Genomic DNA, 26,856 nt, shown 5'->3' on the forward strand with positions numbered 1-26,856 from the left:
GTATAAGAGACAGGTTGGGAGGGGTGCCGTCCACGTTTGTGGCTGTCACGGAACCTCAGCGGCCGGTGACACAGCGGGTGCGGCGGAACCTCGTGTTCGCCGGTGCGGCAGCCCTCTTCCTCGTCGTCGGGTGGATCGGCGGCGGGGTGTGGGGGCACCTCGATCAAGAACCCGTGCCCGTGCTGGCCGCGGGCGCCGCTCCCGGGCAGACCGGCAACCGGGAAGTGCCGCCCGCGCCGGTCGTCGAACCCGCGCCGGTTGTGCCTGCGCCCGCCGCTGCGCCGCCGGTCACCAGTACGAAACCGGCCGCCAGCACGAAACGGGCCCCCAAGACCACCAGCAAAACACCCTCCGCGAGCCCCGACGCCCGCGCCGACACCCCGACCGCTACCCCGCAGAACCCCGTGGCCATCTTGCTTTCCCAGCAATGGACACAGTTCGGCACATCATGGCCGCAAAGTGGGGCGAAGAACCGCGGCGGCTACCAGTATTGGGGCTTCGGCCGCTGACCGCGGATCACGATTTCAAGGTGCTGACCGCCCAAGCGACCACGAGCAGTGCGATCAGCAGCGAGATGGCCGCCTGCAGCATCAGGGTCAGCTTCGCCCACGGACGCAACGGCATCACGTCGGTGGGGCTGAATGCCGTGGAGTCGCTCATCTGCGGAAACAGAAAATCCGGATACTCAGCTGAACCCGCGGCACGCTCACCTGGGCCACCGCCGTCGAACTCCCAGTAGCAGAGGGAAAAAGCGATGATATTGCTCCAGTAGACGATCCCCGCGCTGAGCAGGAGCGAGCCGGGACAGTTGGTGATCGATCCGGTGATGATGCCGTCGACGAGCACCGCGGACGCCGCGTTCGCGACATCGGATCACCAGCGCGTTCGGCAGCAGCAGTTGCAGGCAGACCGTCGCCACGACGACCGCGACCGCCGACGAGCGGTGCTCGCTGCGAGTCGGGATGCGCCAAGACGGCATCGGCACCTCGTCCGGGTCCACCAGACGACGGTAACCGCAAGGCCTGCCGGCACATGTGACGACTCCCGCGCTCAGACGTTCGTGATCTCGGCGATGAAGGCATCGACGTCGAAGTGCTCGCTTTCCGTGCCGAGCGGAACGACTTCGGCGGCCGCGTCGAGGAAACGCTCGACGTCCTCGCGTTCGATCTCCACCAGTGCGTAACCGTCCGGTGACTCGATCTCCAGGATCAACAGGTCCTCGGCGCTCGAGAGGTCCGGGCGCACCCGCACGTCACCGAGACCCGTCGGCTCCGCCAGGCCCTGCGTCAGCAGCTCACGGGCGAACGTCCACTCGACCCAGCGGCCGCGCTCGGTGCGGAAGGCGATGTTCACGGCGAACGGCTCGGCGGTCACATAGGACAGTCGAGACAGGACGGGCGTGCTCGACCCGTTCAGCGTGACGAACTGGCTCTGGTTGACAGCTTCGCTGTTCATGTCCACTCCTTGCGGTCAGTGGCTTCGTGCACCCGGCACGAACTGGTCGGACAGCAGGGAGATGGCATTCCGGGCCGATAATGATGCCCGTCGAAACACTTTCACGCGATCCGGTGCAATCGCCCGAAACCTGTAACACGGGCCCGGCAGGAAATCAGCCACCGTTCAGGGGAACGGTGAGCCCGACCTTCATCCGGTCCATCACCACGCTGGTGGTGAAGTGCCGTACTTCGCCGTTGTCGAAGAAGGCCCGGCGGGTGAACGCTTCGAACTCGGCCATGTCCCGGCACACGACCATCAGGACGAAGTCGGCCGACCCCGTTACGTAGTAACACTGTTGGACCGCGGGATCGTCGAGTACCTGCTTGCGGAAGGCCTCGATCACCTCGATCCGTTCGCGCTCCATCTCGACCGAGACCACGAAACTCATGTTCACGCCGACGGCCTTCGGGTCGACGACCGCGACCTCCTTCGTGATGACACCCGTCTCCCGCAGCCGTTTGATCCGCCGTTGCACGGCCGCGGCCGAAAGACCGATCTGAGCCCCGATCGACTCCGCGATCGCACGGCAGTCCACCTGCAGCCTGCGGAGAATGGCTTGGTCAAGGGAATCCAAGGTGGCGTCGGGCACCTTCGCATGGTAACCAACGACCGCAGCTCAGGCGGCTGATTTACCGAGCTCGTGCAACCGGACGTCCGGTGCGCGCTCCGGTGCGGCGAACCGCAGCAGCCGGGCGCCGGCGCTCACCAGTGCTGCGCTGTCCTTTTTGGAGATACGTTGGTACGGCTCGATGTCCAGCGTCGCGGCATCCCGCGTCTTGGCGATTTTCCAGGTACCACGAACGAATCCGTCGATGAGGACCGTGCCGGGAAACACTCCGTTGGGTACGCCGAACACCCGCTTTCTGGCGTCGGCGGACATGACCCGGCTGCGATCGGCATGGGACAACAGCAAGTTGTCGAACTCGGCGATGAATCGAGGCGGTGCGGGGGTTTCCGGCTCGGGACGCGGTGCGTCCGGCAGGTCGAACAGCTCGCGGCCCTGCTCGTCGGCGAAGGTTTTCAGCCGCGGGCGTAACCGATCGACTACTTCGCCGAGGCGAGTGAGCCCGCTCCATGCCTGGACGTCGTTGACCGTCGCCGGACCGAAGGCGGCGAGATAGCGCCGCACCAGTTCATCGAGACCCGCCTGGCTGTCGAGCGGACGGCCGAGCCAGCGCTCGGCCGTGGCGTAGGTGGGACGGCCGCTGCGGCCCCACACGGCTCGTGGCGGAATCTGTACGAGCGGTAGCAGGCCGCGGGCGGCATGGGCCAGCGCGGCCGGCGGCGTGCCGGGATGCTGCTCGGCCAGCAGCTTGCCGAGTTCGGCTCCCGTGCGTGGTTCCTCGTCGAGGGCGGCGCGCGCGTGTCGCGCCAGCGAAGGAAGGTCGACCTGCCTGAGCGCGTGGGCGTACGCCTGGTTGGTCTCGAGGTCCCGGTCGAGGAGTGGTTGCACGAGCGGGCGCAGGAACAGGCAGTCCTCCGCCGTCACCAGGTGGACCGTGCCGCGCATCAACGCGATCCGGACCACCGACCGGTCCAGCAGCAGGCCCGAAAGGTCTTCGGGTGCGAAGCCGTGCACGCGGGCCCAAAGCCCGAAATAGGGCGGGAACGGCGCCTGGGCTTGCATCCCGCACAGCCGCCGGATGACATCCAGTGGCGGATCCTTCACCCGGCGCAAGAGAAACTGCCGCGCGAGAAGTGCGCGGTTGAGTGCCCTGGTGCCCAGAACCGACATGCCCACACGGTACGAGGGGGCACCGACGGTTTCCGGATTCCTCCCCAGGTCAGTAGCCCTTTCGGGGGCAGTGAATGTGACCTGGAACACAACTCGCCGGTCTACCCAGTGGTAAGGCCTAGAAGTGATGACATGCATAAGGGGCACTCTGCGGCGGTTTTGACCGGGCTCGGCGCCTGGCTGCCGCCGCGAGTGGTGGGCAACGACGAAATCGCGCAGCGGCTGGACACGTCCGACGAATGGATCCGCACCCGCACGGGCATCAGGGAGCGACGGATAGCCGATCCTGACACGTCCACAGTGGACATGGCGGTGCACGCGGGTGGAAATGCCTTGCGCAGCGCCGGTTCCGATGTCGTGGACGCGCTCGTGCTCGCCACCTCCACCGCCGACCAGCTGTGCCCGGCCAGCGCACCGCAGGTGGCGTCCGGGCTGGGACTGAGCGGGATCGCCGCTTTCGACGTGAACGCGGTGTGCACCGGCTTCGTGTACGCGCTCGCGACGGGTGCCGGGCTGATCGCAGGGGGTATCGCAGATCGCGTGCTGGTCATCGGCTCCGATGTGTTCAGCCGGCTCTGTGATCCGGCGGACCGCGGCACGATGCCGATCTTCGGTGACGGCGCGGGCGCCGTGGTGTTGCGGCGTGGGCTGCCCGATGAGCCGGGCGCGCTCGGGCCTTTCGATCTGCACAGCGAGGGTGACCGGGCGGAGCTGCTGACGGTGCCGGCCGGCGGCGCGAAACAGCGTGAGGCGGCGGATCCGCACGACTATTTCGTGACCATGCAGGGGCAGGCGATCTTCCGGCACGCGTGCGCGCGGATGGCCGAATCGGCGCGCGCGGTGTTGGAGCGGACCGGGCTGGAAATCGGCGACGTGGACCGTTTTGTCGCGCACCAGGCCAACATTCGCATCCTGCAGGCCACCGCGAAACAACTCGGGCTGCCCGGTGACCGGGTGGTGGCGAACATCGGGCGCGTCGGCAACACCAGCGCCGCGTCGATCCCGCTCGCACTGGCCGACGCGTGCGAGGACCGGAGCCTGCAGCCGGGGCACCGGGTGCTGCTGACCGCCTTCGGTGCCGGGCTCACCTGGGGCTCGACGCTGCTCACCTGGCCGGACGTCAAGCCGGGCTGATCACGCGGTCTCGCTGGTCTACTGTGGACAGTGATGACCGTATTCAGGAAGCGCGCCGGCGGGCGCCCCGCACCGCCCTTTCCAGCTCTGCCTTCGACATCTTCGACCGGCCCTTGATGCCGAGCTCGCGGGCCTCCTTGTCCAGCTCCGCCTTGCTCGACGGCGCAGCCTTGCTGGATTTCCCTTTCCTGCCACGGCTTTCCACGCTGCGCGACAAGGCCTCGAACAGGTCGACCACCTTCGTCGGCTCCGCCGGCGGCGCTTCCACGGACACCTTCCGCCCGGCCTTCTTGTCATCGATCAGCTTGTGCACCCGTTCGGTGTAGGTGTCGTGGTAGTCCTCGGGCTGCCAATCCTCGGTCATCGAATCGATCAGGCTGATCGCCATGTCGATTTCCTTGCCACGCTTACCTGTCCGGGACGGCGGGTTCTTCAGCTCCCGCTCCGGATCTCGTAGGTCGTCGGCGAACAGCAGGGTGTCGAGCACCAGCAGGCATTCCTCCCCGGCGCGGATCGCCGCGATCTGTTCCCTGCCCTGCAACACAAACCGCGCGACACCCGCTTTGCCCGTACGCGCCATGGCCTCGACCAGTAGGCCGTAAGCTCGGCCGAATTCCTCTTTGGACGGTGCGAGCCAGTAACTTTTCTGGAAGTAGACGGGATCGATGTCGTCGAGCTCGACGAAGGCCTCGATATCGATGCTCCGCGACCGGCCGGGCGCAATGTCGTCCAGCTCCTGCTGCTCGACCAGCACGTACTCACCCTCGCCGAGGTCGTAGCCCTTGACGATGTCGTCCAGCCCGACCTCTTTGCCCGTGCGCTCGTTCACCCGGCGGTAGCGGATACGGTCGGAGGTGCCCCGCTCGAACTGGTGGAAGTGCACGGTGTGGTCCTCGGTCGCGCTGTACAGCTCGACCGGCACTGTCACCAGGCCGAAATTGACCGCCCCACGCCAGATTGCCCGTGCCATCCGGTCACCTCCTCAGCGTTGTTCCCGCACCACCTCGCCGGCGGCTTTGTCGTCACGCACCCCGGTGAAGCGTGGATGCCGCAGCCTGCCGTCGGTCGTCCACTCGGAGAATCGCACCTGCACCACCAACTCCGGTTCCACCCAAGACGGCCCGCGCTCGGGCACGACGTCGTCGAACGGCGAATCGCCGCGCCGCAACCCGGCGAGCGTGCCGGACAGTTCGTTCAGCACAGCCTCCGTGTAGCCGGTCCCGACCTTGCCGGCGTACCGCAACCTGCCCCCCTCGTAATAGCCCACGAGAAGCGCGCCGAAACCACTGCGTGAACCGCCCGGCTTGGTGTAGCCGCCGACCACGAACTCCTGGTCCTTGACACATTTGAACTTCAGCCAGTCGGCCGTCCGGCCGCCGCGGTACGGCGCGTCAGCACGCTTCGCGATCAAGCCCTCCCAACCCTGTTGGCAGGCATAGCTGAAGTACCGCTCACCGTCGGCATTGCGGTGGTTCGAGTACCGCAGCGGGTCGGCCCAGTCGAAAGCGTTGCGCAGCAACTGTTTCCGCTGTCGCAGCGGCAGCGGGCCGGCGTCGGCATGATCGAAGACGAGCAGGTCGAACAGGTAGTAGTAGACCTGCACGCCGGTGGCCTCGATCCGGGTGCGGTCGGTGAGGTGGATGCGGTGCTGGAGCTTGGCGAAACTCGTCTGCGCGCCGTCGAACGCGACGATCTCCCCGTCCGCCACGAAATGCGTGCCCCCATGGGCGGCCAGTGCCTCGACGATCTCCGGGTAGGAGTCGCTGATGACGTGGTGGTTGCGTGACCACAGGGTCGGGGTGTCGCCCGCCCGCGAACAGATGACGCGCACACCGTCGAGCTTGCGTTCGAACAGCCAGTTCTCGCTGGAAAACCGGCGTTGCGTGAGCGTCGCGAGTTCTGGCTCGCGCCAGCCGGGCTCGACATCCATACGCATCGGATACCCCCTGCCGCTCAGCGGGACACCACGTCCTCGTCCTGCTCGGTCAGCCCTTCGCGGAGCCGTTCGAGTGTCCTGGCGAGCAGCCGCGACACGTGCATCTGCGAGACGCCGATGCGCTCGGCGATCTGGGTCTGGGTCATGTTGTGCACGAACCGCAACCCGAGGATCTTGCGCTCGCGCTCGGGCAGTTCCCGGATCAGTGGCAGCAGCGCCTCGTGGTTCTCCACGCCTTCCAGTGCTGCGTCCTCTTCGCCGAGCGTGTCGCCCAGCGCCAGATTCTCCGTGTCGCCGGAAAGCACCTCATCGAGCGACATCGAGTGGTACGCGTTGCCCGCTTCCAGGCCCGACAGCACTTCGTCCTGGCTGATGTTCAGGTGGGCGGCGATCTCGCTCGGGGTCGGGGCACGGCCGAGCCGCTGTGCCAGTTCGGTGTTCGCGTTCGAGATCGACAGGTGCAGTTCCTTGAGCCGCCGCGGGACTCTGACCAGCCACCCCGTGTCGCGGAAATGCCGTCTGACCTCGCCCATCACCGTCGGCACCGCGAAAGACAGGAAGTCCGAGCCACGCGTGGGATCGAACCGGTCGACGGCGTTGATCAGCCCGACCGTGGCCACCTGGACCAGGTCCTCCTTCGCGACACCACGGCCGGAGAAGCGCTGCGCGATGTGCTCGGCCAGCGGGAGATGGCCGGTCACCAGTTCGTCCCGGAGCTCGGACCGCCGCGGATCGTTGTCGTCGAGGGCCGCGAGCTCGTCGAAAAGCGGAGCGAGGTGCCCGTATTCGTGAGACGAAGTGGCTTCGGCTGGCGAGCCGGTCACGCGTCCACCACGACACGCCGCTTGGCGAGCTCGATGTCGATCTGGTGGCCGAGCACGCCGTCCGAGGTGACCCGGCTGTTCACCGAGTCGGTCAGCGTGGTCAGTACCCGCCAGCCGAACGACCGGGTGCTCGGTGAACTGTCGCTTTCGGACTGAACGGTCCCGGTGAATCTGAGCTCGTCGTCAGTGATGGTGAACGAGCATCGCATGGTGGTTCCCGGAATGGCTCTGGTGATCAGCGTCGAGCACGCCTCGTCCACGGCGAGCCGCAGGTCGGCGATGGCGTCGAGATCGAAGTCCGCGCGGGTGGCGATGGTCGCCACGACGGAGCGCACGATCGGCAGGTTGACCAGGTCAGCGCCGAGGCGCAACTCGATGTCTGAGTGCGCGTTGAGGGGCGGGGATTTGCTGTCGGCCACTTTCACCTCGCCGTAGTTTCGGATGTTGCTGCGCACCATGATGCCCTGAACGGGGGGCTCCTGCTGCACTCAACGGTGGCGCAGGATGGCGCCGAACCCTTCCTGGAGCTCGCTGTCGACGTGCACGAGATCGGCACCGACCACGATGGCGGCAGCGGGAAGTGCTTCGTCGGCCCGATTTTCGTGCGCCTCGGTTTCGCCGAGCGCCCGCAGTTCCGGCTCGCTGACGGCGACGCGCGCCGGTGACTCGCCGGTCCAGACGGTCTCCTCGCCGGGGTCGCTGACCAGCAGGGTTTCCACGTTGCCTTCGAGAAGCGCGTTCGTCACGGCTTCAAGTCCCTGCCCGGCCAAGCCGTCCTCCCGCCCGAGCGCACCGCGGAAGCGTTCCAGGACTTCGTCCAGTCGGCGCTGCTTCTCCGCGGCGGCCAGCTCACCGGCGACGTCCTCATGGGTCACCTCGTGGGTGATCTGGCCGACATGCTTCGGCAGCGCGTCGAGCACCGCCCGCCGGCCCTGGATCTCGCCGGCCAGCACGACCAGCTCGGCGCCCGTCCGGTCGGCAAGCTTCGTCACGTCCTCCGCGATTTCGGCCACGTTCCGGCGAATCGTCTCCTCGGTGTGCTCGCGCATCTCGTACTGGCCGACGCCTCCGCCGCGGACCTGATGCACCGGGTGATCACGCCCGGAGACCTCGTCGTCCGCGCGTTTGCGGCCGTATTCGTCATACGCCGCAACGGAAGCGTTGATCTGGTCCACGGACGCGACGACGTATTTCAGGCGTGGCTCGGCATAGCGCGTCAGCGGCAGCACGTACGGCAGCCCGGAAACCCGGGTCAACGGCTCCGCGGGCGGCTCGTGCAGCCGCTCGTCGAGCAGGACGGAGTCACCGGCCGCGATCAGTCCGCGACCGCTGCGGCCGACCGGCGGCGCGCCGTTCAGCACGGCTTTTTCCAGTGCCGCCAGCGATTCCGCGGGGGCGTGTTGCGCGGACAGCCGATCGCGCAGGTCGCGCCACCGTAGCTCCAGCTGCTTCCCCGCGTCCTCGGTGTCGTGGGTGTCTTCGAAGTAGACCGAGGTGAACGGGCCCGTGGTGCGGACGAGGGGTCGTAACGTCGTCGTCTGCATGGGCGCGTGGTACCCACAACACCCCGGCCCGAAACGCGGGGTGTTCCATGGGAAGGAGGGAGGTGCCATGACTTGGTGGCATGCGGTGATCGTGCTGTTGGCAGGAGTCTGGGCCGGCGCCATCAACGCCGTTGTCGGGTCCGGCACCCTCGTCACGTTCCCGGTGCTGGTGGCGCTCGGCTATCCGCCGGTGACCGCGACGACGTCGAACGCGCTCGGGCTCGCGCCAGGCACGATCAGCGGCGCCATCGGATACCGCCACGAGCTGACCGGCCAGGCACGACGGCTCGTGCGGTACTCCGTGCCGTCTCTGCTCGGCGCCATCGGCGGCACAGCGCTGCTGTTGTCCTTGCCGCCCAACGCTTTCGAGACGATCGTGCCGGTGCTCGTCGGGATCGCCGTGGTGCTGGTGATCGTCCAGCCGTGGATATCGGCGCGGGTGGCCATCCGGCGTGCGCGTTCCGACACCGTCGCCGGGCACGGCGGTCCGCTGCTGCTTTTCCTGATCTTCCTCGTCGGCGTCTACGGCGGCTATTTCACGGCGGCACAAGGCGTCATGCTGATGGGGATCATGGGCATGATGCTGACCGACTCGATGCAGCGGCTCAACGGCATCAAGAACGTCCTCGCCGCCGTGGTCAACGTCGTCGCCGGAGTGATCTACGCGTTCGTCGCGCCGATCAGCTGGCCGGTGGTCGGGTTGCTCGCGGTCGGTTCCACGCTCGGCGGGCAGCTGGGCGCCAAAATCGGACGGCGTCTTTCGCCCACCGTGCTGCGCGGCGTGATCGTGGTCGTCGGGCTCGCCGCGATCGTTCAGCTGGTCCTGCGGTAGCTGCGCTACTTACGGTCGGATTGGTAACTGCGAGCGGCGTGCAGGAACAGGTCGTTCTCCTCGGGGTGGCTGATCGTCACCCGCACGCCGTCCGGCTGGAACGCCCGCACCACGACCTTGTTCGCCAGTGTGTGTTCGGAGAACTCGAATGCCTTGTCGCCCAACGGAAGCCAGATGAAGTTCGCCTGTGAGTCCGGCACCTCGTAGCCGGCCTCGATCAGCTCGGCACGCACCCGATCCCGTTCCGCCACAATGGTTTCGCACCGGGCGAGCAGCTCGTCCTCGGCGTCGAGCGAGGCCATCGCGGCGATCTGCGCAAGCGAGTTCACGCTGAACGGCACGTACACCTTCCGCAGCGCGGCGGCGATCTGCTTCGGGCCGGCGAAGTAGCCGACGCGAAGTCCGGCCAGCCCGTAGGCCTTGGAGAAGGTACGCAGGACCGCGACGTTGTCCCGGGTGCGCACGTAGTCGAGGCCATCGGGAACCTCGGGGTCGCTGACGAACTCGCGATAAGCCTCGTCCAGCACGACCAGCACATCCGAAGGCACCTTGTCCAGGAACGCGTCGAGCTCCGCGCGCCGGTTCGCGGTGCTGGTCGGGTTGTTCGGGTTGCACACCACGACCACCCGGGTGCGCGGGGTGATCGCGGCGGCCATCGCGTCGAGATCATGCGTGTGGGCGGCGTCCAGTGGGACCTGGATCGGGTTCGCGCAGGCGATTCCCGTCGCGATCGGGTACGTCTCGAACGAACGCCACGCGAACACCACGTCGTCCCCCGGCGCGCACATCGCGTGCATGAGCTGGTGGCACAGCGCCACGGAACCGCAGCCGACGGAGATCTGCTCGGCGGGCAGGCCGGCTTTTTCCGCCAGCCGCGACGCGAGCTTGCTCACGCTCGGGTCCGGGTAACGGTTGAGAGTGCCGGCCGCGTCGGCGATCGCGCGCGCGACGCTGGGCAGCGGACCGTCCGGCGTCTCGTTGCTCGACAGCTTGATCGCGCCTGGCACGGTCCTTCCCGCGACGTAATCGGGCAGTAAATCGAGGCCTACGCGGGGCTGGACCGGCATGCTGTGCTCCTTCTGGGCGAAACCTGCTGCTCTCACGGTAACGCGTGGCCTTGGATCAAAGTCATGTTGACTTCTGTTCACTCCGAGGTGGTTGAGTGGTGAGATGACGCAGACGTACACCGAACATTACGAGCGCGAAGACGGCCGCGCGATCGAATTGACCTACGCCGAACCCGAGAACGTCGTCCGCGGCGGGCTCGTCGTGCTCCATGAAGCCGACGGAGTCACCGATGGTGTGCGTCTGCTCGTCGCGAGTCTTGCCGGCGAGGGCTGGCTCGCCGTGGCGCCGCATCTGAAAGGCGAGGCCACCCGCGAGGCCATTCTGGGCGCCACGGACATCACGTTGGCGTGGCTTGTCGAGCACGGGGTGCAGGCGGATCTGCTCGGGGTCGTCGGGTTCGACCTCGGCGGCACGGCGGCGCTCGTCGTCGCCTCGAACCGCAAGCTCGGCGCGGCGGTCAGCGTCGGCGGGCAGGGCGGCAAGGAGCTGCCCGCGCTCGTCGAGATCGCGGGCAAGCTGACCAGTCCGTGGCTGGGTGTCTACGGCGACGCCGGGGACGAGCTGGGCGCGGCCGAAGTCGAGCAGCTGCGGGAGGCGGCGGCCACCTCCGGAGTGGCGAGCAACGTGGTCCGCTATCCCGGTGCGAACCACCGGTTCGACGCCGATCCGAAGGCCGCCGTCGAGGCCTGGCAACGCACCCTGAGCTGGTTCGACGCGCACCTGCGCTGACCGTACAGTCGCCATGTGAACCAAGCTGCTGACATCCCCGAAGTGCTCTGGCGGCCTGCTCCGGAACAGGTCGCCGCGAGCCGGATTCAGGCGTTCCGGGATTGGCTGCGGGAGCAACGCGGCATGTCGGTCGGCGACTACGACGAGCTATGGCGGTTCTCCGTCGGCGATCCCGCCGGATTCTGGGGCGGGCTCGCCGATTTCCTCGGGGTGCGTTGGCACGAACGGCCGACAGCGGTGCTCGCCGAGCGGAGCATGCCGGGCGCGAAATGGTTTCCCGGTGGGACGCTGAACTACGCCGAGCACGCACTGTCACCCGGTGCGGGAGCGGCGAAGGGCGATGACGAGCCGGCGGTGTTCTTCCGGCGCGAGGACGGTGTCGAAAGCGAGCTCACGTTCGGTGAGCTGCGCGGTCAAGTCGGTGCGGCGCGGGCTGCGCTGGCTGAACTCGGGGTTGGCAAAGGAGATCGGGTCGTCGCGCTGGCGCCGAACTGCCCGCAGACGCTCGTCGCCTTCCTCGCCACGGCCAGCCTCGGCGCGATCTGGTCGTCGTGTTCGCCGGACTTCGGGGTGCGCGCGGTGGCCGACCGGTTCACCCAGATCGAACCGAAGGTGTTCATCGCGGTCAACGGGTATGTCTACAACGGACGGTCCTTCGACATCCGGTCCACAGTGGACCGATTGCGGGCGGATTTCCCTTCGCTGGCCGCGACCGTGGTCGTCGACTACGCCGGCGGCCGGCTCGAAGGCGCACTCGACTGGGACACGCTGTTGGCCCGGCATGCCGGCGCGGAGCCTGCCTACGAGCCGGTTCCGTTCGACCATCCACTGTGGGTGCTGTACTCGTCCGGCACCACCGGCCTGCCGAAGGGCATTGTGCACGGGCACGGCGGGATCGTCGTCGAGCACCTGAAAGCCCTTGGCCTGCAATTGGATCTGCATCCCGGTGACCGGTTCTTCTGGTTCACCACCACGGGCTGGATGATGTGGAACTTCCTGGTCGGCGGGCTGCTGGTGGGCACGCCGATCGTGCTGTTCGACGGCAGCCCGGGGTACCCGGATCTCGGCGCGTTGTGGCGGCTGGTGCAAGACAGGAAGATCACGTACTTCGGCACGTCCGCGCCGTTCGTCCAGAGCTGTCTCAAGGCGCATCTCGAGCCTGCCGACACGTACGACCTTTCGTCGTTGCGCGCGGTCGGATCCACTGGTGCACCGCTGAGCGTCGAGGGTTTCCGCTGGCTCGGTGACCACGTCGGCAGGCAGGTGCAGATCTGCTCGGTCTCCGGTGGCACCGATCTGTGTGCCGCGTTCGTCGGCGCCGCGCCGGATGTGCCGGTGTGGCTGGGAGAGCTGTCCTGCCGCGCGCTCGGCGCGGCGGTCGCGGCGTATGACGACGACGGCAACGAGGTCGTCGAGGAGGTCGGTGAGCTGGTGGTCACCGTGCCGATGCCATCGATGCCGGTGTCCTTCTGGAACGACCCCGACGGCACCCGGTTGCGGGAGGCGTACTTCGACTACTACCCGGGGGTATGGCGGCACGGCGACTGGATCCGGATCACCGAGCGCGGTTCCGCGGTGATCTACGGACGCAGCGACTCGACGCTCAACCGCGGCGGCGTCCGGATGGGCACGGCCGAGTTCTACCGCGTCGTGGAGAGCTACGACGAGATCGCCGACTCGCTCGTCATTGACACGACCGCGGTGGGGAATACCAACGGTGAACTGTTGTGTTTCGTCGTGATGGCGTCAGGCGCGAGCCTCGCCGACGTCGAACCGGAACTGCGCACGGCGTTGCGGGCGGAGCTGTCACCACGGCATGTGCCGGACCGGTTCATCGAGGTCGCCGCAGTGCCCCGGACGCTGAACGGTAAGAAGTGTGAGGTGCCAGTGAAGAAGATCCTGTCCGGGATGGCACTGGATCGGGCGGTGAGCAGGGACGCGCTGGCCAACCCGGACGCGTTGCAGCCGTTCATCGAACTGGCCGGGGGGAGATAGACCGAAGGGGGACCAGGGTTTGGTGGGCAGGCCGTTGACGGGACAAGCGCGTCCCGCGCTGTGGCGCCTGACGGGGGCGGCGTCGGTGGCGGCGATCACCTGGACCACCCGGCTGGTGGGGCTGGTCGCGGTGTTGTCCGTCGTGCTGCCCGCGGGGCGGCGGGGAATGCGCGGGAAGGTCGCCGAGTGGCTGGAGTTGCCGCAGGACGCGACCACGGGCGCGGCCGCGGTGGTGCTGGTGACCGGCGTGCTGCTGATCCTGTTGGCGTCGGGACTGCGGCGACGCAAACGCCGGGCGTGGCAGCTGGCGCTCGCGGCGAGTGTGCTCCTGGCGCTGTCGCATCTGGGGCTGCGGCATGTGTTCGCGGCGGGCCTGGTGTCAGTGGCGCTGGCGGTGGCGCTGCTGTTGAACCGGCGGTACTTCGTCGCGCTGCCGGACCCGGTGACCGGGAAATGGCGTGCGGTGCGGGTCTTCCTGCAGCTGGTGGTGGCGGGGTTGGTGATCAACTTCGCGCTGCTGTCGTTCGCGCCGCGCAGTGTCCTCGAACCGCTGGACTCCCGAGGCCGGCTCGCGGAGGCGGCGTTGTCGCTCATCGGGATCGGCGGGCCCGCGGTGTTCCGGGTGGTGTGGCTGGACGATCTGACCGCGGCGGTAGGGCTGTTGTTCGGGCTCGGCGGGATGCTTCTCGCGGCGTACTTCCTGTTGCGCTCGGCGGAGCCCGCGCCGCAGCCGTCGGAGGAGGATCAAGCACGGCTGCGCGGGCTGCTGGATCAGCACGGTGCGCGCGACTCGCTGGGCTACTTCGCGTTGCGGGACGACAAGTTCGTCGTCTTCTCGAAGACCGGCAAGGCGGCGGTGACCTACCGCGTGATCGCGGGCGCGGCGGTCGCGTCGGCGGATCCACTGGGGGACAGCGAAGCCTGGCCGGGTGCGATCGAGGAGTTCTTGGAGGTGTGCCGCCGGCAGGGCTGGGTGCCCGCGGCGATGGGGTGTTCCGAGCTCGGGGCGACGGTGTGGGCGCGGTACCACCTGGACGTCCTGGAGATCGGTGACGAGGCCGTGGTCGACGCGTCGACGTTCACCCTGGACGGCCGGGTCATGCGCGGCGTGCGGCAGGCGGTGTCGCGGACGAAGCGGGCCGGGTACGAGGTGACGGTGCGGCGCGCGGACGATCTAGCCGCCGGTGAGCTGGCGGAGCTGCAGACGTTGGCGGCGAACTGGCGGGACAGCCCGACCGAGCGGGGTTTCTCGATGGCACTGGGGCGGATGGGGGACCCGGGCTCGGTGCTCGTGACGGCGGAGCAGGAGGGGCGGACGCGGGGTTTGCTGCAGTTCGTGCCGTGGGGGACGGAAGGTTTGTCGCTGGACGTGATGCGGCGGGACCGGGCGGCCGACAACGGGGTGAACGAGTTGATGATCTCGGAGCTGTTGCTTCGGGCGCCGGAACATGGGGTGAGGTATGTCTCGTTGAACTTCGCGGCGTTCCGGAAACTGCTCGAGCAGGGCCGGCGCATCGGGGCGGGCCCGGTCGCCCGAGTTTCGGCGAAAGTACTGGGCCTGGCGTCACGCTGGATCCAGATCGAGTCGCTGTACCGGTTCAACGCGAAGTTCCAGCCGAACTGGGTGCCGCGGTTCCTGGTCTTTCCGGGCGTCCGCGAACTGCCGCGCGTCGGGGTGGCGGTGTTCGAAGCCGAGGGCCTGGGCGGGCGTTCGCGCTGGCTGATGCGCATGCTGCAGCGGTGAGGGGGGCCTTTGCTGCGGGGTTTCGGGGGTGTGTACGCTATCTGAGCAGTGGTCGTTGATCCCGGGAGGCTTCGCCTAGTCTGGTCTATGGCGCCGCACTGCTAATGCGGTTGGGGGTAACCCCCCCTCCCGGGTTCAAATCCCGGAGCCTCCGCTCAGCGCCGGTTCGCCGGATGCTAAGTTAATAACTGAACAAGCGCCCGTAGCTCAACGGATAGAGCATCTGACTACGGATCAGAAGGTTAGGGGTTCGAATCCCTTCGGGCGCACGTCTGGTTGAGACAGCAAGACCGAGAAACCCCCTGGTGACAGGGGGTTTCTCGCTGTCCGGGGGCAAATCTTGCCCGGTGTGCGTTCATGATCAACACCACACTTTTCCCATGCTTTATTCGTCGATGATGCTCAGGAGCTCCGCGACCTTGGGGCTGGCCTGCTTGCGGCCGAAGTAGGTGTCGAGCGTCATGCTCACCCGCTTGTGGCCGAGCTGGTCGGCTATTTCCCGTACGGTCAGGCCCTGATCGTTGAGCAGCGTGGCCGCCGTCTTGCGGAAGTTGTGACTGGTCACCCAGTCGAAGCCGAGCGCGCCCAGCGCCTCGCGAAGGTCGGCGTTCGTGTTCGACCGGTCCCGGAGCTTGCCGAGCTGCGAGGGGAACACGACGTTCCACTCGTTCTCGACCCGCGGCCGGGCGTCGACCAGCAGGACAAGCCACGGCGGCAAGTGGAGCGTCCGCCACCCTGCCTCGGTTTTGGGCTCCGGTTGCAGGATCAGCCCGACGCCCTTTTTCCGGACCACGGTCGCCCGGATCTCGACTGTGCCTGCTTCCAGGTCGAGTGCTTCCCAGGTGACGGCGAGAGCCTCACCGATGCGCATCCCGGTGCCAAGCATGAAGTCCACAAGCGCCGGGATGTCCCGCTCGACGGCCTTCTTGTCCTTTCGCAGTCCGGCCCGCAGCCTGCGTACTTCGTCGAGTTCGAGGGACCGCGCGTCCTTGCGTTTGATCGCGATGGGAGCGACATCCCGCATCGGGTTGTGGTCGATCGCTTCCCGCCGGGTCGCCAGCCCCATGACGCCGCTCAGGACCGTCTTCGCGTGTTTGGCCGCAGACGGACCTTTCTTGTCCCGCACCGAGATCAGGAACCGGTCAGCCACCCCCACAGTCAGCTCCCGCACCCGAAGATTCCCGACCGAGGGCAGCACATGAAGCCTGAGCGCGTCGTCGTAGGCGTCGACGGTCGAGGATGCCTTGTCCTGCTGCTTGAACTCGTCGAACCAGACCCGGCACACTTCGCTGATGCGCGTGTCGGCCGTGATCTCACCCTGCCCGCCGGCCCGCGCACGGTCCCGTAGTGCTTCCAGCAGCGCTCGCTCTGCCTTCGCACCGGTTTCGCCATGCCGCTCGACCGGCCGCGTCACCCCGTCGTAATCGCGGTAATTCGCCATGGCGCGCCAGGATTTCAAGCCGAGTTGGTAGCGCCGGATCCTGCCCCACGTCCCGAGCGAGAGTGGTGGTCGCCCCATCAGGCGCTCTGCTCGTCGAGTGAGTCCACCCAGGCCCGCACATCCTCCGCGCGGTACCGGATGTAGCGCCCCACACGCCGCCCGGACGGCCCATACCCGTGATGGCGCCACTGATACAGCGTCTTCACCGGCACTTGCAGGAAGTCCGCGACCTGTTCGACTGTCCACAAAGGCTCGATCGGTCGTACGTTGCCCATCTTCGTTTCCCCCTCAGGCTGCTTGCTGAATTGCCGAAGTTTCTGGGTCTGGTGGTCTGGCGGCGAGTAGTGCTCTGTCGTACTCGGCTTTCCAGGTGATCCGTTCTGCGATGGCCCGCATGAGTAGGTGCGCGCGTGGTGGTGCGTTCCGGTCGCCGGGTTGGACTTTGCGCCAGATCAGCCGTGAGGTATCGCGTTCTGGCTTCTCGATGCCGACTCCGGCGAGCATGTCCCGTACGAACGCCTTGCGATCGGCCTTGTGGTCCGCGAGTGTCTTGCCGGACCACTTGCGTGACACCAGGACCCGCCGTCCCGGGAGCCCGAGCGTCGTCCGCCGATGCGCCCGGCCCTTGCAGTGCCCCGGTGTAGTCCGGCTGTTCGCTCCGAGCGGCTGTATCCCGTAGAGCAGCCAGACCGGGCAGCGAGGCGAGCACGGGGTGATCGACAGCTCGGCGTGGAGCCGGTCATGGTGCTCGCGCTGTCTCGCGGTTGTGGCCTCCACGACTTCACCGGTGGATTTGGTGAGGTACTTGGTCAGGTACCCGATGTGCCGCCCGGCCTCGTTTGTCCCGCCGAGAATTCCCTTGGAGTGCACTTGGCGTCCGAAAGTCACCACGTGCGCCGGTTCGTCGACGTCTTGGATCGCGTCCTCCCATGGCCGCAACGGTTTCTGTGTTTTCGGGTCTACAAAGGACTTCGTTCGCATGTCCCACACGGGCAGGTACTCCCCGCTGTAGCGGAGTTCGTCATGCTCCGGCCACCACACCTGGTGATAAGTGGCCTCCGTGACCTGCCGGATCACGTCATGCGGGATCGATCCCCGCAGGGCGGCATGCAGGTGCGGGGCGGCCCGTTTCTGGGGTTCGACGGTGGCGAAGTACTGGACGTCCCATCCGACGACGCGGCGAAGGTTCTGCCACCACCGGTCCACCAGCGACGAGAAATGCACCGCATCCCGCGCCGCCCGCCGATAGTCATACGTCGCCATATCGACCGGGGTGGCGTCGTCGCGCACGCGCCCGTATGTGTCGCAGGTCAGCGTCACGAACATGGACGGCCGGAACTTCCCGGCGTACTCCCTTCCCACGGTGGTCTTGGCGACCTTCTTCCGAGGCAGGTTCGGTGCATCCTGCCTCCGCCTCGTCGACCGCTTGGCAGGTTTCTTCCCCGGCAGATCCGGCGAGGGAAGACGGCCGCGCATCCCGAGTTGCCGAAGTTCTTCATCGACACTGCGGATTTCCTCGCGCAGCTCGTCCGCCTGGCCCTCCTCGCCGGTCTCCACCGCATGCCGGTACGCCTGCACGAGATCTGCCCGGAACGCCATCAACTCCTTCTGATCCTCACTCGGCGGGGCCGGGGTGAAGTCGGGTTCTTCGGTCAGGTGCCACCCTTCCCGGCACTGGGCTTGCCGAAGTGCCTTGGCTTTCTTGGCACACGGGGCACAGACACTCTCCACAGTGGACCCACACGGCACGGCCACATACCGCAACTCGCCCGTGTCGGGGTCGCCGACCTCCATCGTGAACGGCCGGACACAGACGCCGTGTTTCTCGGCGGTGGCCTTAATGACCTCGGTGGAGAGCGGTTGCCGGAGGCGTTCGGCGCGGGGTGCGGTGGTCATGCCGCGACCCCCTCACCAGGCAGCACGACCACGTCTTTGTTGACCACATAGGTTTCCAGGGCTTTGACCATCTCGTCGGGCACCCACCCGGCACGCACCCGCAACGGTTCGCGCAGGCCCTCGCCCCACACGTAGCCAACCCCGGCCGCAGATTCCTCAATCCGGTTCGCCCACGCGCCCCGCTCGTAGGCTTGGTCACCGAGAACCATCCCGACGTGGGACTTCGCGGTCACCCGCAGACAGATCCGGCGGGGGAACAGCTCCCGTACCGGTACGGTCTCCTTGGTCGGTTCCTGGACGTAGCCGCGGACCGTGAACCCCAACGCCCGCCCCTGTGTGGTGAGCAGGGCGACCTTTTCCACGATGGCGTCTCGGGTCTTGCGATCCACGTACCGGGTGAGAGCGCCGATCTCGTCGAATTCCAGCAATTCCAGTGGATGTTCTGTGGAGACTGGGACGGTGCGGACCCGGCCGGCGAACTCCGTCTTGCGGGCGTCCATTGCGCCGACGAGGTCATCCAGCAGCGCCAGGGCTTCCTTGGGGGTGACGGCGTAGCGGTGGAAGATCCCGCGCCCGTAGGCGAGTTCCATACCTTTCGGGTCGATCCCCGACACCCGCACCAGGCCGTCGCGGATCGCCGGGGCAATGGAGACCAGCGGGCACCACATGACCGAGTTCTTCCCCGCACCCGAGGCACCGGCCGTGAGGGTGTGACTCCCGGACCCATGGAGGGGTAGGTACCAGTCTTGGCCGTACTCGGTGCGCCCGGCCCACGCGTGGCGCACATCGACCGATTCACCCAGCGCCGGGACCGGTACCGGGGCGGCGAGCAGGTCGCGGCGTTGGAAGTCGATCGACACCACGTTCGGCGCGATTTCCCTGACCTGGCAACGACTGACCTTGCGTGCCGTAGCCAGTGCACGGGCGGCGTCGTCGAAGTCTTCGGGTTTCTGCCCCGGCACGAGCTCGACGCGGACTTCATCCCAGGACGGCCCGGACTTCACCGCACGCACCCGGGGAACCTGCACGCTCTGGTGGTCTCGTTTGCGGACGATCTTCTTACGTCCCACCAGGCTCACGGTCACGTCGACCGGGATTACGTCGTCTTTGACGCTCAGCCCGCAGGCGTGCAGCCAGCCGGGCAGCTTGGGGGTGTAGACCATCCAGCGTTGCCACCACGACCGCACCACCCGCCCGGCCCAGTGATCGAACGACACCAGGTGACACCGCCGCCACATCAGCAAAACCGCTGTCACGGTCGCGGCCCCGAGGGCCAGGGACTGCCAGCCGATCCAGTAGCACCACGCGGCCACCGCCAGCACCGTAAGGCTCGTGCGGGGGTGGCTGATGATTTCCTTCACCATCCAGCCCAGGCCCCTCAGAACCCACCACAGGGCCAGAAACACCACCGCCGCAGCGGCGAGGGCTTCTGCGATGGAGGCCAGGGCACGCCCGAGCTTGTGCAGCACCCACACCACAACCGCCAGACCAACCCCGCCGAGCAACAACGCTCCGATGGTGTGCCCGCTCATCGGGCCTCCCCCGCCCGAGCCGGGATCGGGAGCGGGAGCCGACCCGCGCACGCGGCGCATTCGGTGTCACCGGGCGCCAACCGGGTGAATTTCTTACATGCGGCGCACCGCGCCGGGACGCGGCCACTTGACCGGGACCGGTTGTCGTCGTTTATCGTTTCCATTTGTCTGCTCCAACGGGTGGACAGCGCAGAAGCGGAAATGGTTGGTAGCCAGGGGTTCCGCTTCTGCGCCTTTACATTTTTGGTCCCGCACGAGTACGCGTGTCACCGACACACGATCCACGTGCGGTTAATTCCTTCTCAAATGCTCGTCCTACTGGGGCGAGATCACGAAAGCTCCTCGGCCGGGAACAACAACGATCAGCCCGCGGCGCTCCAACAATTCCAATCCGCGCCGATATGTTGTGATCGCAACCCCGTACTCGTAAGCCGAGGGCTCAATGAGCGGCAACCGTAAACAATGCTGCAAATCGCCCGACACAAGGCGAGCCTCGATATCATCGGCAATCCACTCATATGGATATCCCGGGTAATCGTCAGGCTTGCGCCGGGAACCGCCTATGGGAGGAGGCATCACCACGCCTCCTCGGCAACGAATCTAGCGACTGTCCTTTGTGGTCTGAGGTGGGGCGATGTAGGTTCCTTTGGACCTGATCGTCACCACCAGACCGCGCTCACGCAGCACCCGGGTGGCATGCCGTGCGGGGCCTAGCGACACGCCGTACTCCCGCGCCAGCCTCTGCTCATTGGGCAACACGGCATTCGGCGGCAGATCACCGGCCTCGATCCGCTCCGCGATGTGTTCGGCGACGAAGGTGTACAGATACCCCGGCCTCGCCTCGTCCGGCCTCACCCACGCCGCCTGAGGCTGCTCCTGCTGCATGACCGATGCCACCCCGCTCACGCGGCCTTCGCCGGAGGCTCGCCGGCCGACTTGCCCGACCGGCCACCAACAGGCTTGAACCCGGTCGTGCGGAACACGTAGGACTGATACTTGAACTCGCCACTGCCCGCCACACGCGGCTTGGCCGTCAGCCCGTCCAACTCGATCGGCCGCATCCCCGGCAACACCTCGGTGGTGGTCGGCACCGGCTGCACGTCGGCCAGGAAGGTCACCTCGAACGAGGCCCGCTTCGCGTTCGGCTCAGACGGGTCGGTCACCGTTGCCTTCCACTGCCGCCGCCCGGTCACCTCATCCACCCGCTGCCGCGTCGGACGACCCGCCGCGCGGTCCTCCCGTGACTGATACTCGGTGTCCGGCGACACCTCACCGACCAACACCAAACCCTGAGGAAACGCCTCATCAAAATCGACCGGAAACCGGTGCCCCCGTGGAATCGCCATGACCCACAACTCCTCACTACCAACTGTCCTTTGTGGTCACTTTCAGTGCGCCCGCATCCGGTAGGACGCGGTGTAACTCAAGGAGACACCCGAACAGCAAGAAGACCCCGGAAAAACCTTCCGGGGTCTTCGGAGCAGTCGTGCTGGCGGTCAGGTCAGGAAGTGCTCACCGGCTCGCCGTGCTCAAGATAGGTCACATCGCTGTTCAGCGCCGACCAGAGACGGCGGGCGAGCCGTTCTATGGTGTACTGCGCCAAGTCGTCGACCTCGACGTACCGCGCTTCATCGATCTCCCCGTCGGAGAACTTGAACGCGACGTCTTGCGGCAGGCGAGGCCCGGCGAACAGGAACAGGAGCTTGTCGCCTTCGGCTTCGGAAGGTGCCCAATCGACAGCAAGCAGCTTGCCGACTTCGATCGACAACCCGAGTTCTTCACGGACCTCGCGTTGCGCCGCTTCGCGCGGTGATTCTCCCGGCTCGACGTAACCGCCGGGGACATCCCAGTAGTCCTTATACGTCGTATGCACCATCAAGATGCGCGCCTGCTCGTCGGTGAAAATGACACCGGCTGCCGTCCGAGGCGTTGCCATGGCCACCTGCTCATTACCCACGACCGGAGCGTACGGCATACACCGCTACGCGACATTGAGCCGTTCGGCGAGGTAGGCGAGCTGCTCGTCACGAGGCCCACGGTTACGGCGTATCCAGGTCAGCACGAGATCTCGACTCAATGAGTGATGCCGGACCTGTTCTGGAGCAACTTGCTCGGCATCGAGAATCAAGCGCAGAGCGTCGTCACGGTGGTTGCGAGCGCTGTAGGCACGTGCGACCTCCAAACGGTGCCTCACCTGCCGTTCCACGGGGAGCGGGGACGGGTCCACGCGAGGCCCGAGGTCAAGTGCGAGTGGCACGTTGCCAAGCTCCATCGCGGTTGCCACGCGGTGAATCGCCACGTTGGTCGGTCCGAACGCATTCCACAGCAGGTTGTCGTCCCGTCGTAACTGCTGAGCCGCCAATTCGGCTTGGCGCAGGAACTCGGTAGTCATGGCCTGGTCGTCAGCACGAGCAGCCGCCATGGCTCCAGTCAAGTACATGGTGCCGTAGACCGACACGAACGCTCGGCTTGAGGTCGACTCCAGCGTGCCGATCGTCGCTGGTGTGTTGTCGATCAAGCTGACCGCGTCGGAGTGCCTTCCGGCCGACAGCAGCGCATGGCAGACCGAGCGGATCAAGGAGGTGAGTACCACGGGCTCGTCGGCTTGCTCAGCCAGATCGTAACCGCGTTGCGCGGCGATACACGCCAAATCGGTTTCCCCGATTTTCGTCAGCACACCGGTACTTGCCTGGTAAGTCAACGCAAGGAGCCGCTGGCACCTTCTCTTGTCTGCACCGTCGTATTGATCGACCGCGTACACAAGATCTTCTATCAGTCCAGGAAGAATGCCCGTCATGTAACCAAACAGGGAGGACTGATAAGCATCCCAGACCGCCGTCACACGCTCCAACAGGGCATCGGGTGAGTGCAGATCCCGTGCCGCTCGTCCGGTCGGAATTAGCTGCCGATAAGTCAACAATGCGGCCCGCAGCGACGGAACAGTTCTTTCGCCGGTATCAGGTCCCCAATCTACAAATGACCGCTCAGCCAGCAGATCAGCAAGATCTATGTCGAGTTGCTCGGCCACCGAGCTGATAACAGAAAGTCGATCGAGCTGAATACGGTTGTTCTCGACCTTGTTCAACCAGTCCTCAGTACGACCGACCAGCTCCGCCAACACACGCTGAGACAAGCCCCGGCGACGTCGATACCAAGAGATGCGCTCCCCGATGGTCAACCGAACAGTCTCACCCCGCATATCTCCACGGTAGCAGTGGTCTACCCGCACTGAGCTCTGGTTTGGTCCAGTCGAGGGACGACGAGCGCGACGCTGAACGGCGATGTTGATCAGGTTGGGCACCGCTGACCAGAGCATATCCTTGACTGGGTGCGCTCCGGATTCCGTACAGCGGCCACACGCCGCAGATTAGGTGCACGCTGGCGCGTTGTTGTGGTTGTTCCAAGCGGCCGGCGGCGGGGAGCCAGCGTTGACCCATGGTACTGGCCTGATGACGAAGCTGCTGCCACGTGGTTCAGAGACCCGGGCCGTTGCTAGCTTGTGACAGGAATTTCTATCACTGGTGCAAGCGTCTGCAACTGGCCAGCGTAGGTTTGGACCACTCGATCGTAAATATCTTCGTTACGTGGGGCCTTCACGGTGATCACCAGCGCGTATCGGACTTTCTCGGCGGAGGTGTTCGGGCCCCCAGACATGCGCGCGTTGTAATGGACGTCAAAGACAGGCTCTTTCAGGCTGCTTGCACGCATTTGCATGCTCTTAGAAAGCACTGTTTCCCATTTATGGGCATCAGTTCGGAGATCTTTCTCTTTATCGAAATCGCTCGCGCGGAAGAAAGGCTTCGTTTTCGGATGAATCGCATCGTCGCTTGCGAATTTTTCGGCATGTGGACGGAACCAGATGTCCAACCCGGACCGTGTGTAGTTTCCAGGATCTTGGGGGTCGACGGGGCTGGCAAAGCAGAAAGTCGCCGTAATCGTCACCATTCCACTGAGTTCGGTTGAAGGTAGCGGTAACCGGGCGCGCAAGTATTTCGCCGGTGTTAGCTCACCCTGGTATAGCACGCGGACTTCGCCGGAGTCGCAGACGATTAGGTCATCCAGGCTATCCGGGAGCAATCCCCAACCCACTTCAGTCCGATCATGCCCACATGGGTCCGCGCTGTGTATGAGCAGCGCCTTGATTGCGAGGGGGTCTAGCCTTCCTCCAAGATGAGCCCTGATTCCAAGCGCCATTCGCATGGTAGCTGGGGAAGCAAAACTTGTTCCACAAACTGGTCGGCTGACCCCGCTGTTGTCCATGACGTGAAAAGGTTGCATGGCAGAGCCGCCAAACGAGACGATGTCCGGCTTGATGACACCAGGGCTCCTCCCTGGGCCTAATGCGCTATAAGATGCCCTGTTCCAATCGTCACTCCGCCTGTCTATTGCACCGACAGCAAGGCCATTTACGCAATCTGATGGAACTTGCACGCGTGCGTTATTAGATTCTCGGTCTTGTTCGCCATTGTTGCCGACCGCAAAAGTCGCAAGCGTATGTCCGTCGCTCAAGTAGTCATCCAGGACCGAAGTCCACGAGTGAACTTCATCATCTTCAATTGGAAGATTTGGTCCTATGCTCAGGCTAAAAAACTGATATCGACGGGTTGAAAGGACCTGCTGGATTCTTGTAAGGACGTCGTAGAGTTCGATAGGGTCGTCCGCAGCCTTCTCGTCAATAACTCGATAGTGGTCGACATAAGCATAAGGGCGCGCTGCCTCTCCAGGTTCCAGGCTTCCGAAGAGAAGCGCGGAAGTCACCGCTGTTCCGTGCTCGATGAATCCGGGCGGTGCCGAACCGAGGCTCGCGCTGTCAATCGCGGACGCCCATCGGTCTAGGCGTGTACCACCGAGGCCGCCGTCGAAGACTGCAACACGCAACTCCGGGTCAACTGGATCAGACTCGGGAAGCCTTACCGGAAACCCAGGAACAGACCCTCGCATAAACGGCTCAGGATCAATTGGGCGTATTGTCGGAACTTCACGAGCTATCCGTAAGAAAGAAAAGCGCGCCATTTCTTCGACGCGGGTACGTGGCACATAGACAGGAAGAAAGCAAAGGCCACCAGCATATATTCGCTTTTCGAAACTACCATCTGCACCTAATTCCTCGAGATATTGTTCGAATCCGGATATGATATAGGAAGCCGAACGATCTTCACTGGCGTGAAGGGCGACTTCCAGAAGCACTTGCGGATCGTCTGGAATAGAGCGAAGTCGTTCTGTAGGTGTGGGGACATGTAGTAGCTCGAGACGAACTATTTCGGCCGATATCTCAGCATTATCAATTAGTTCTTCCGCCCATGCTGAAAAAAGTTCTCGCTTACCTGCCACAAAAATTTCCGTCGTTGCCGAGGGGGTGGGTTCTTCTTGCTTGGCCCACTGTTCGGGTCGAATCTGAGCGGGGCGGCTACCGACCGCTCGCAAGCCGTGCTCTGCAAGGAGGGCTGCGGGATAGTAGGATTTCGCAAGAAATTCTGGGTGCAGCGTTATCGACGCTACCGCCTCGTCACGCGGGCAAGCTAACGCTGGTAACTGGGTAACGTCCTCGGCTACTCGCTCGATCTGCGGTATTAGTCGCTGGCGAGCCTCTGCAAGAGTGTACGGGTTTGCCTTTTCCCCGGGATTGCGTGGGATGTTGGAGATCGGCTCAGTTAACCGTTCGCCAAACCCGAGGAGGAAATTTGTCCCATCAGGCATTTAAATCACTCTCGCAATGCTTGACCTGACTGCCATGTCTTCCGAAGTCTTCATTTCCTTAATGGATTCTCGAATTACATCCCTGCTGACATGCAGTAATTCGCTAGCCTTCCTTTGTGATAGCTTTCCTTCAAAAACTAAGCTCCGTGCAATAATTTTTCGAGTTTCAAAATCGCGATATTGAGCATTGCGGGATATGAGCTCGACGAGTGCGGTACCGATGTCGGTGTTCTTCACCAGACTTGTACGTCGAATCGACACAATGTCACGCTCGACATCGCTAAATGAATGTCCTTGCAGAACTGTCGCGAGCGAGGTTATAAGGTCTTCATCAACATTTTCATCTTGCAGCAGTTTGGATATGGACTTTTCCAAAAGGTCAAGTCCGGGAATTGAGAATTCGATCAGCGCTTCGAAACGTCGCCACACGGCAGGGTCTAAGAGTTCAGAGTGATTTGTTGCGGCCAAAAGCACACTGGTAGCTGGCCAATCATCGATTTCTTGAAGAAGTACAGTGACGAGCCGTTTAAGTTCGCCGACCTCAATCTGATCATCACGGCGTTTGGCAATCGCGTCGAGTTCGTCCAACAATAACACACAAGGACTGCCCTTCGCGTAATCGAGAACGCGACGCAAATTGTTCCCCGTTTTGCCCAGGAAGCTACTTATAACCGTGCTTAAGTCTAGTACGAGGAAAGGTAAATCTAGTTCGCGGGCAATCCAACGTGCCGCAAGAGTCTTTCCAACCCCGGGAGGTCCAGTAAATAGCGCTGTGCGTGTGGGGTTGAGCCCAGCATCAAGCAAACGGTCAGCCTGCTTGCGTTCTTCTACTACCTGCGCAAGCGCTGCACTAACTGATGTGTTGAAAACGGGCTCCACGGGAACGACGACTGGCCACTCTTGGCGTACAAGGGGGGATCTTGAATCCAAGTCTACGGGAGTAGCGGTGTTTACCCCCCTTTCTCGCAGAGGGGAGGAACGGGTCGGCGCTCGCCGAAGCATCTCGACTAGGTCTGACGAGAGTCCAGGATTCCGGTCGCGGTAGGTGCGTGCTAGCCGACGGACGTAGACCTCGACGTCCTGGCTGCGCCCAGTTAATGCTAGGCGCGCTAGGTGGACGACATGCTCCGGACTAACAAGAATTTCGTCCGCCATCATAGATTCGACCTGCTTGACCACGTAGATCATCCTACACAGGGTGGACGACGGGAAGTCAACATGCATGGCAAGTCGTCCACTGGGGCAAGAGTCG

Annotated in this window: 26 protein-coding genes, 2 tRNA genes and 1 pseudogene; 8 read left to right on the forward strand and 21 right to left on the reverse strand. The window is 64.8% G+C overall.

The annotated features are described in order from the left end of the window. Positions 1-509: pseudogene (locus GKO32_RS33240) on the forward strand (hypothetical protein); the annotation flags it as partial. 7 nt (positions 510-516) lie between these two features. Here the strand turns inward: GKO32_RS33240 and GKO32_RS33245 are convergent. From GKO32_RS33245 to GKO32_RS33260, 4 genes are all read right to left on the reverse strand, one after another. Beyond that, a complete protein-coding gene (locus tag GKO32_RS33245; protein ID WP_154760881.1) occupies positions 517-846 on the reverse strand; it encodes a hypothetical protein in 330 nt (109 codons plus the stop codon). A gap of 204 nt (positions 847-1,050) precedes the next feature. Continuing rightward, entirely contained in the window at positions 1,051-1,455 is a 405-nt protein-coding gene (locus tag GKO32_RS33250; RefSeq protein WP_154760882.1) for an SsgA family sporulation/cell division regulator, read from the reverse strand. A gap of 154 nt (positions 1,456-1,609) precedes the next feature. Then, positions 1,610-2,086: an Lrp/AsnC family transcriptional regulator gene (locus GKO32_RS33255; protein WP_312868999.1), complete on the reverse strand. Its 477-nt coding sequence runs from the start codon at positions 2,084-2,086 to the stop codon at positions 1,610-1,612. A 27-nt stretch (positions 2,087-2,113) separates the two neighbouring features. After that, positions 2,114-3,232, reverse strand: a complete 1,119-nt coding sequence (locus GKO32_RS33260) for a winged helix DNA-binding domain-containing protein (RefSeq protein WP_154760883.1) — start codon at positions 3,230-3,232, stop codon at positions 2,114-2,116. 132 nt (positions 3,233-3,364) lie between these two features. On the opposite strand from GKO32_RS33260, the gene GKO32_RS33265 reads away from it, so the two are divergent. Next, entirely contained in the window at positions 3,365-4,366 is a 1,002-nt protein-coding gene (locus tag GKO32_RS33265) for a beta-ketoacyl-ACP synthase III (RefSeq protein WP_154760884.1), read from the forward strand. 43 nt (positions 4,367-4,409) lie between these two features. Here the strand turns inward: GKO32_RS33265 and ku are convergent, their stop codons facing one another. Genes ku through GKO32_RS33290 form a run of 5 tightly spaced genes read right to left on the reverse strand, consistent with a single transcriptional unit; the run spans position 4,410 to position 8,670 of the window. Then, positions 4,410-5,336, reverse strand: coding sequence for a non-homologous end joining protein Ku (gene ku / locus GKO32_RS33270; protein ID WP_154760885.1), 927 nt, complete (start codon positions 5,334-5,336; stop codon positions 4,410-4,412). Between the two features lie 12 nt (positions 5,337-5,348). Then, complete coding sequence (gene ligD / locus GKO32_RS33275) at positions 5,349-6,302, reverse strand: non-homologous end-joining DNA ligase (protein ID WP_246245105.1); 954 nt, start codon at positions 6,300-6,302, stop codon at positions 5,349-5,351. A 17-nt stretch (positions 6,303-6,319) separates the two neighbouring features. Beyond that, positions 6,320-7,126 carry a SigB/SigF/SigG family RNA polymerase sigma factor gene (locus GKO32_RS33280; protein WP_312869001.1) on the reverse strand — a complete coding sequence of 269 codons (807 nt, stop codon included), beginning with the start codon at positions 7,124-7,126 and terminating at the stop codon, positions 6,320-6,322. Next, positions 7,123-7,584, reverse strand: coding sequence for an ATP-binding protein (locus tag GKO32_RS33285; RefSeq protein ID WP_154760908.1), 462 nt, complete (start codon positions 7,582-7,584; stop codon positions 7,123-7,125). The genes GKO32_RS33280 and GKO32_RS33285 overlap by 4 nt, the downstream gene beginning before the upstream one ends. A 30-nt stretch (positions 7,585-7,614) precedes the next feature. Continuing rightward, positions 7,615-8,670 carry an Rv2629 family ribosome hibernation factor gene (locus tag GKO32_RS33290; RefSeq protein ID WP_154760887.1) on the reverse strand — a complete coding sequence of 352 codons (1,056 nt, stop codon included), beginning with the start codon at positions 8,668-8,670 and terminating at the stop codon, positions 7,615-7,617. Positions 8,671-8,737: 67 nt separating this feature from the next. Here GKO32_RS33290 and GKO32_RS33295 point away from each other — a divergent pair, with 67 nt between their 5' ends. Continuing rightward, on the forward strand, positions 8,738-9,502 hold the full coding sequence (locus GKO32_RS33295) for a sulfite exporter TauE/SafE family protein (protein ID WP_154760888.1): 765 nt from the start codon (positions 8,738-8,740) through the stop codon (positions 9,500-9,502). A gap of 5 nt (positions 9,503-9,507) precedes the next feature. On the opposite strand, the gene hisC is transcribed toward GKO32_RS33295, so the two are convergent. Then, the gene (gene hisC / locus GKO32_RS33300) at positions 9,508-10,569 is read right to left on the reverse strand and encodes a histidinol-phosphate transaminase (RefSeq protein WP_154760889.1); all 1,062 of its coding nucleotides are present in this window, start codon (positions 10,567-10,569) and stop codon (positions 9,508-9,510) included. A 103-nt stretch (positions 10,570-10,672) separates the two neighbouring features. Here hisC and GKO32_RS33305 point away from each other — a divergent pair, with 103 nt between their 5' ends. The 5 genes from GKO32_RS33305 to GKO32_RS33325 all read left to right on the forward strand — a co-directional run bounded on the left by GKO32_RS33305 (position 10,673) and on the right by GKO32_RS33325 (position 15,307). Next, entirely contained in the window at positions 10,673-11,299 is a 627-nt protein-coding gene (locus tag GKO32_RS33305) for a dienelactone hydrolase family protein (protein WP_154760890.1), read from the forward strand. Between the two features lie 15 nt (positions 11,300-11,314). Then, positions 11,315-13,294, forward strand: coding sequence for an acetoacetate--CoA ligase (locus GKO32_RS33310; protein WP_312869002.1), 1,980 nt, complete (start codon positions 11,315-11,317; stop codon positions 13,292-13,294). A gap of 34 nt (positions 13,295-13,328) precedes the next feature. Continuing rightward, a complete protein-coding gene (locus tag GKO32_RS33315) occupies positions 13,329-15,038 on the forward strand; it encodes a phosphatidylglycerol lysyltransferase domain-containing protein (RefSeq protein ID WP_154760891.1) in 1,710 nt (569 codons plus the stop codon). A gap of 64 nt (positions 15,039-15,102) precedes the next feature. Then, positions 15,103-15,192, forward strand: a tRNA-Ser gene (locus tag GKO32_RS33320). A 42-nt stretch (positions 15,193-15,234) separates the two neighbouring features. Then, positions 15,235-15,307: transfer RNA gene (locus GKO32_RS33325), tRNA-Arg, on the forward strand. 116 nt (positions 15,308-15,423) lie between these two features. Here GKO32_RS33325 and GKO32_RS33330 read toward each other — a convergent pair. The 11 genes from GKO32_RS33330 to GKO32_RS33380 all read right to left on the reverse strand — a co-directional run bounded on the left by GKO32_RS33330 (position 15,424) and on the right by GKO32_RS33380 (position 26,483). Then, positions 15,424-16,557, reverse strand: a complete 1,134-nt coding sequence (locus GKO32_RS33330) for a tyrosine-type recombinase/integrase (RefSeq protein WP_154760892.1) — start codon at positions 16,555-16,557, stop codon at positions 15,424-15,426. Continuing rightward, complete coding sequence (locus tag GKO32_RS33335; RefSeq protein ID WP_154760893.1) at positions 16,557-16,754, reverse strand: helix-turn-helix transcriptional regulator; 198 nt, start codon at positions 16,752-16,754, stop codon at positions 16,557-16,559. The genes GKO32_RS33330 and GKO32_RS33335 overlap by 1 nt, the downstream gene beginning before the upstream one ends. Before the next feature lie 13 nt (positions 16,755-16,767). Beyond that, positions 16,768-18,375 (reverse strand): replication initiator, encoded by a 1,608-nt coding sequence (locus GKO32_RS33340; RefSeq protein ID WP_154760894.1) that lies wholly within the window; start codon positions 18,373-18,375, stop codon positions 16,768-16,770. Then, positions 18,372-19,907: an FtsK/SpoIIIE domain-containing protein gene (locus GKO32_RS33345; protein WP_154760895.1), complete on the reverse strand. Its 1,536-nt coding sequence runs from the start codon at positions 19,905-19,907 to the stop codon at positions 18,372-18,374. Before GKO32_RS33345 ends, GKO32_RS33340 begins: the two co-directional genes overlap by 4 nt. A gap of 315 nt (positions 19,908-20,222) precedes the next feature. Next, positions 20,223-20,483, reverse strand: a complete 261-nt coding sequence (locus tag GKO32_RS40700; RefSeq protein ID WP_376766029.1) for a GntR family transcriptional regulator — start codon at positions 20,481-20,483, stop codon at positions 20,223-20,225. A gap of 24 nt (positions 20,484-20,507) precedes the next feature. Beyond that, on the reverse strand, positions 20,508-20,792 hold the full coding sequence (locus tag GKO32_RS33355) for a winged helix-turn-helix domain-containing protein (protein WP_166459806.1): 285 nt from the start codon (positions 20,790-20,792) through the stop codon (positions 20,508-20,510). A gap of 17 nt (positions 20,793-20,809) precedes the next feature. Further along, positions 20,810-21,253, reverse strand: a complete 444-nt coding sequence (locus GKO32_RS33360) for a hypothetical protein (RefSeq protein ID WP_154760897.1) — start codon at positions 21,251-21,253, stop codon at positions 20,810-20,812. Between the two features lie 155 nt (positions 21,254-21,408). Then, a complete protein-coding gene (locus tag GKO32_RS33365) occupies positions 21,409-21,864 on the reverse strand; it encodes an NUDIX domain-containing protein (RefSeq protein ID WP_312869003.1) in 456 nt (151 codons plus the stop codon). A 24-nt stretch (positions 21,865-21,888) separates the two neighbouring features. Continuing rightward, positions 21,889-23,085: a helix-turn-helix domain-containing protein gene (locus GKO32_RS33370; RefSeq protein ID WP_208024621.1), complete on the reverse strand. Its 1,197-nt coding sequence runs from the start codon at positions 23,083-23,085 to the stop codon at positions 21,889-21,891. A gap of 314 nt (positions 23,086-23,399) precedes the next feature. Continuing rightward, a complete protein-coding gene (locus tag GKO32_RS33375; protein ID WP_154760900.1) occupies positions 23,400-25,604 on the reverse strand; it encodes a S8 family peptidase in 2,205 nt (734 codons plus the stop codon). Further along, positions 25,605-26,483 carry an AAA family ATPase gene (locus GKO32_RS33380; RefSeq protein WP_208024622.1) on the reverse strand — a complete coding sequence of 293 codons (879 nt, stop codon included), beginning with the start codon at positions 26,481-26,483 and terminating at the stop codon, positions 25,605-25,607. Positions 26,484-26,856: the final 373 nt, after the last annotated feature.

Origin of the sequence: Amycolatopsis pithecellobii (assembly GCF_009707865.1) — a bacterium.
In the GTDB taxonomy this organism is placed as follows: Bacteria; Actinomycetota; Actinomycetes; order Mycobacteriales; family Pseudonocardiaceae; genus Amycolatopsis_E; species Amycolatopsis_E pithecellobii.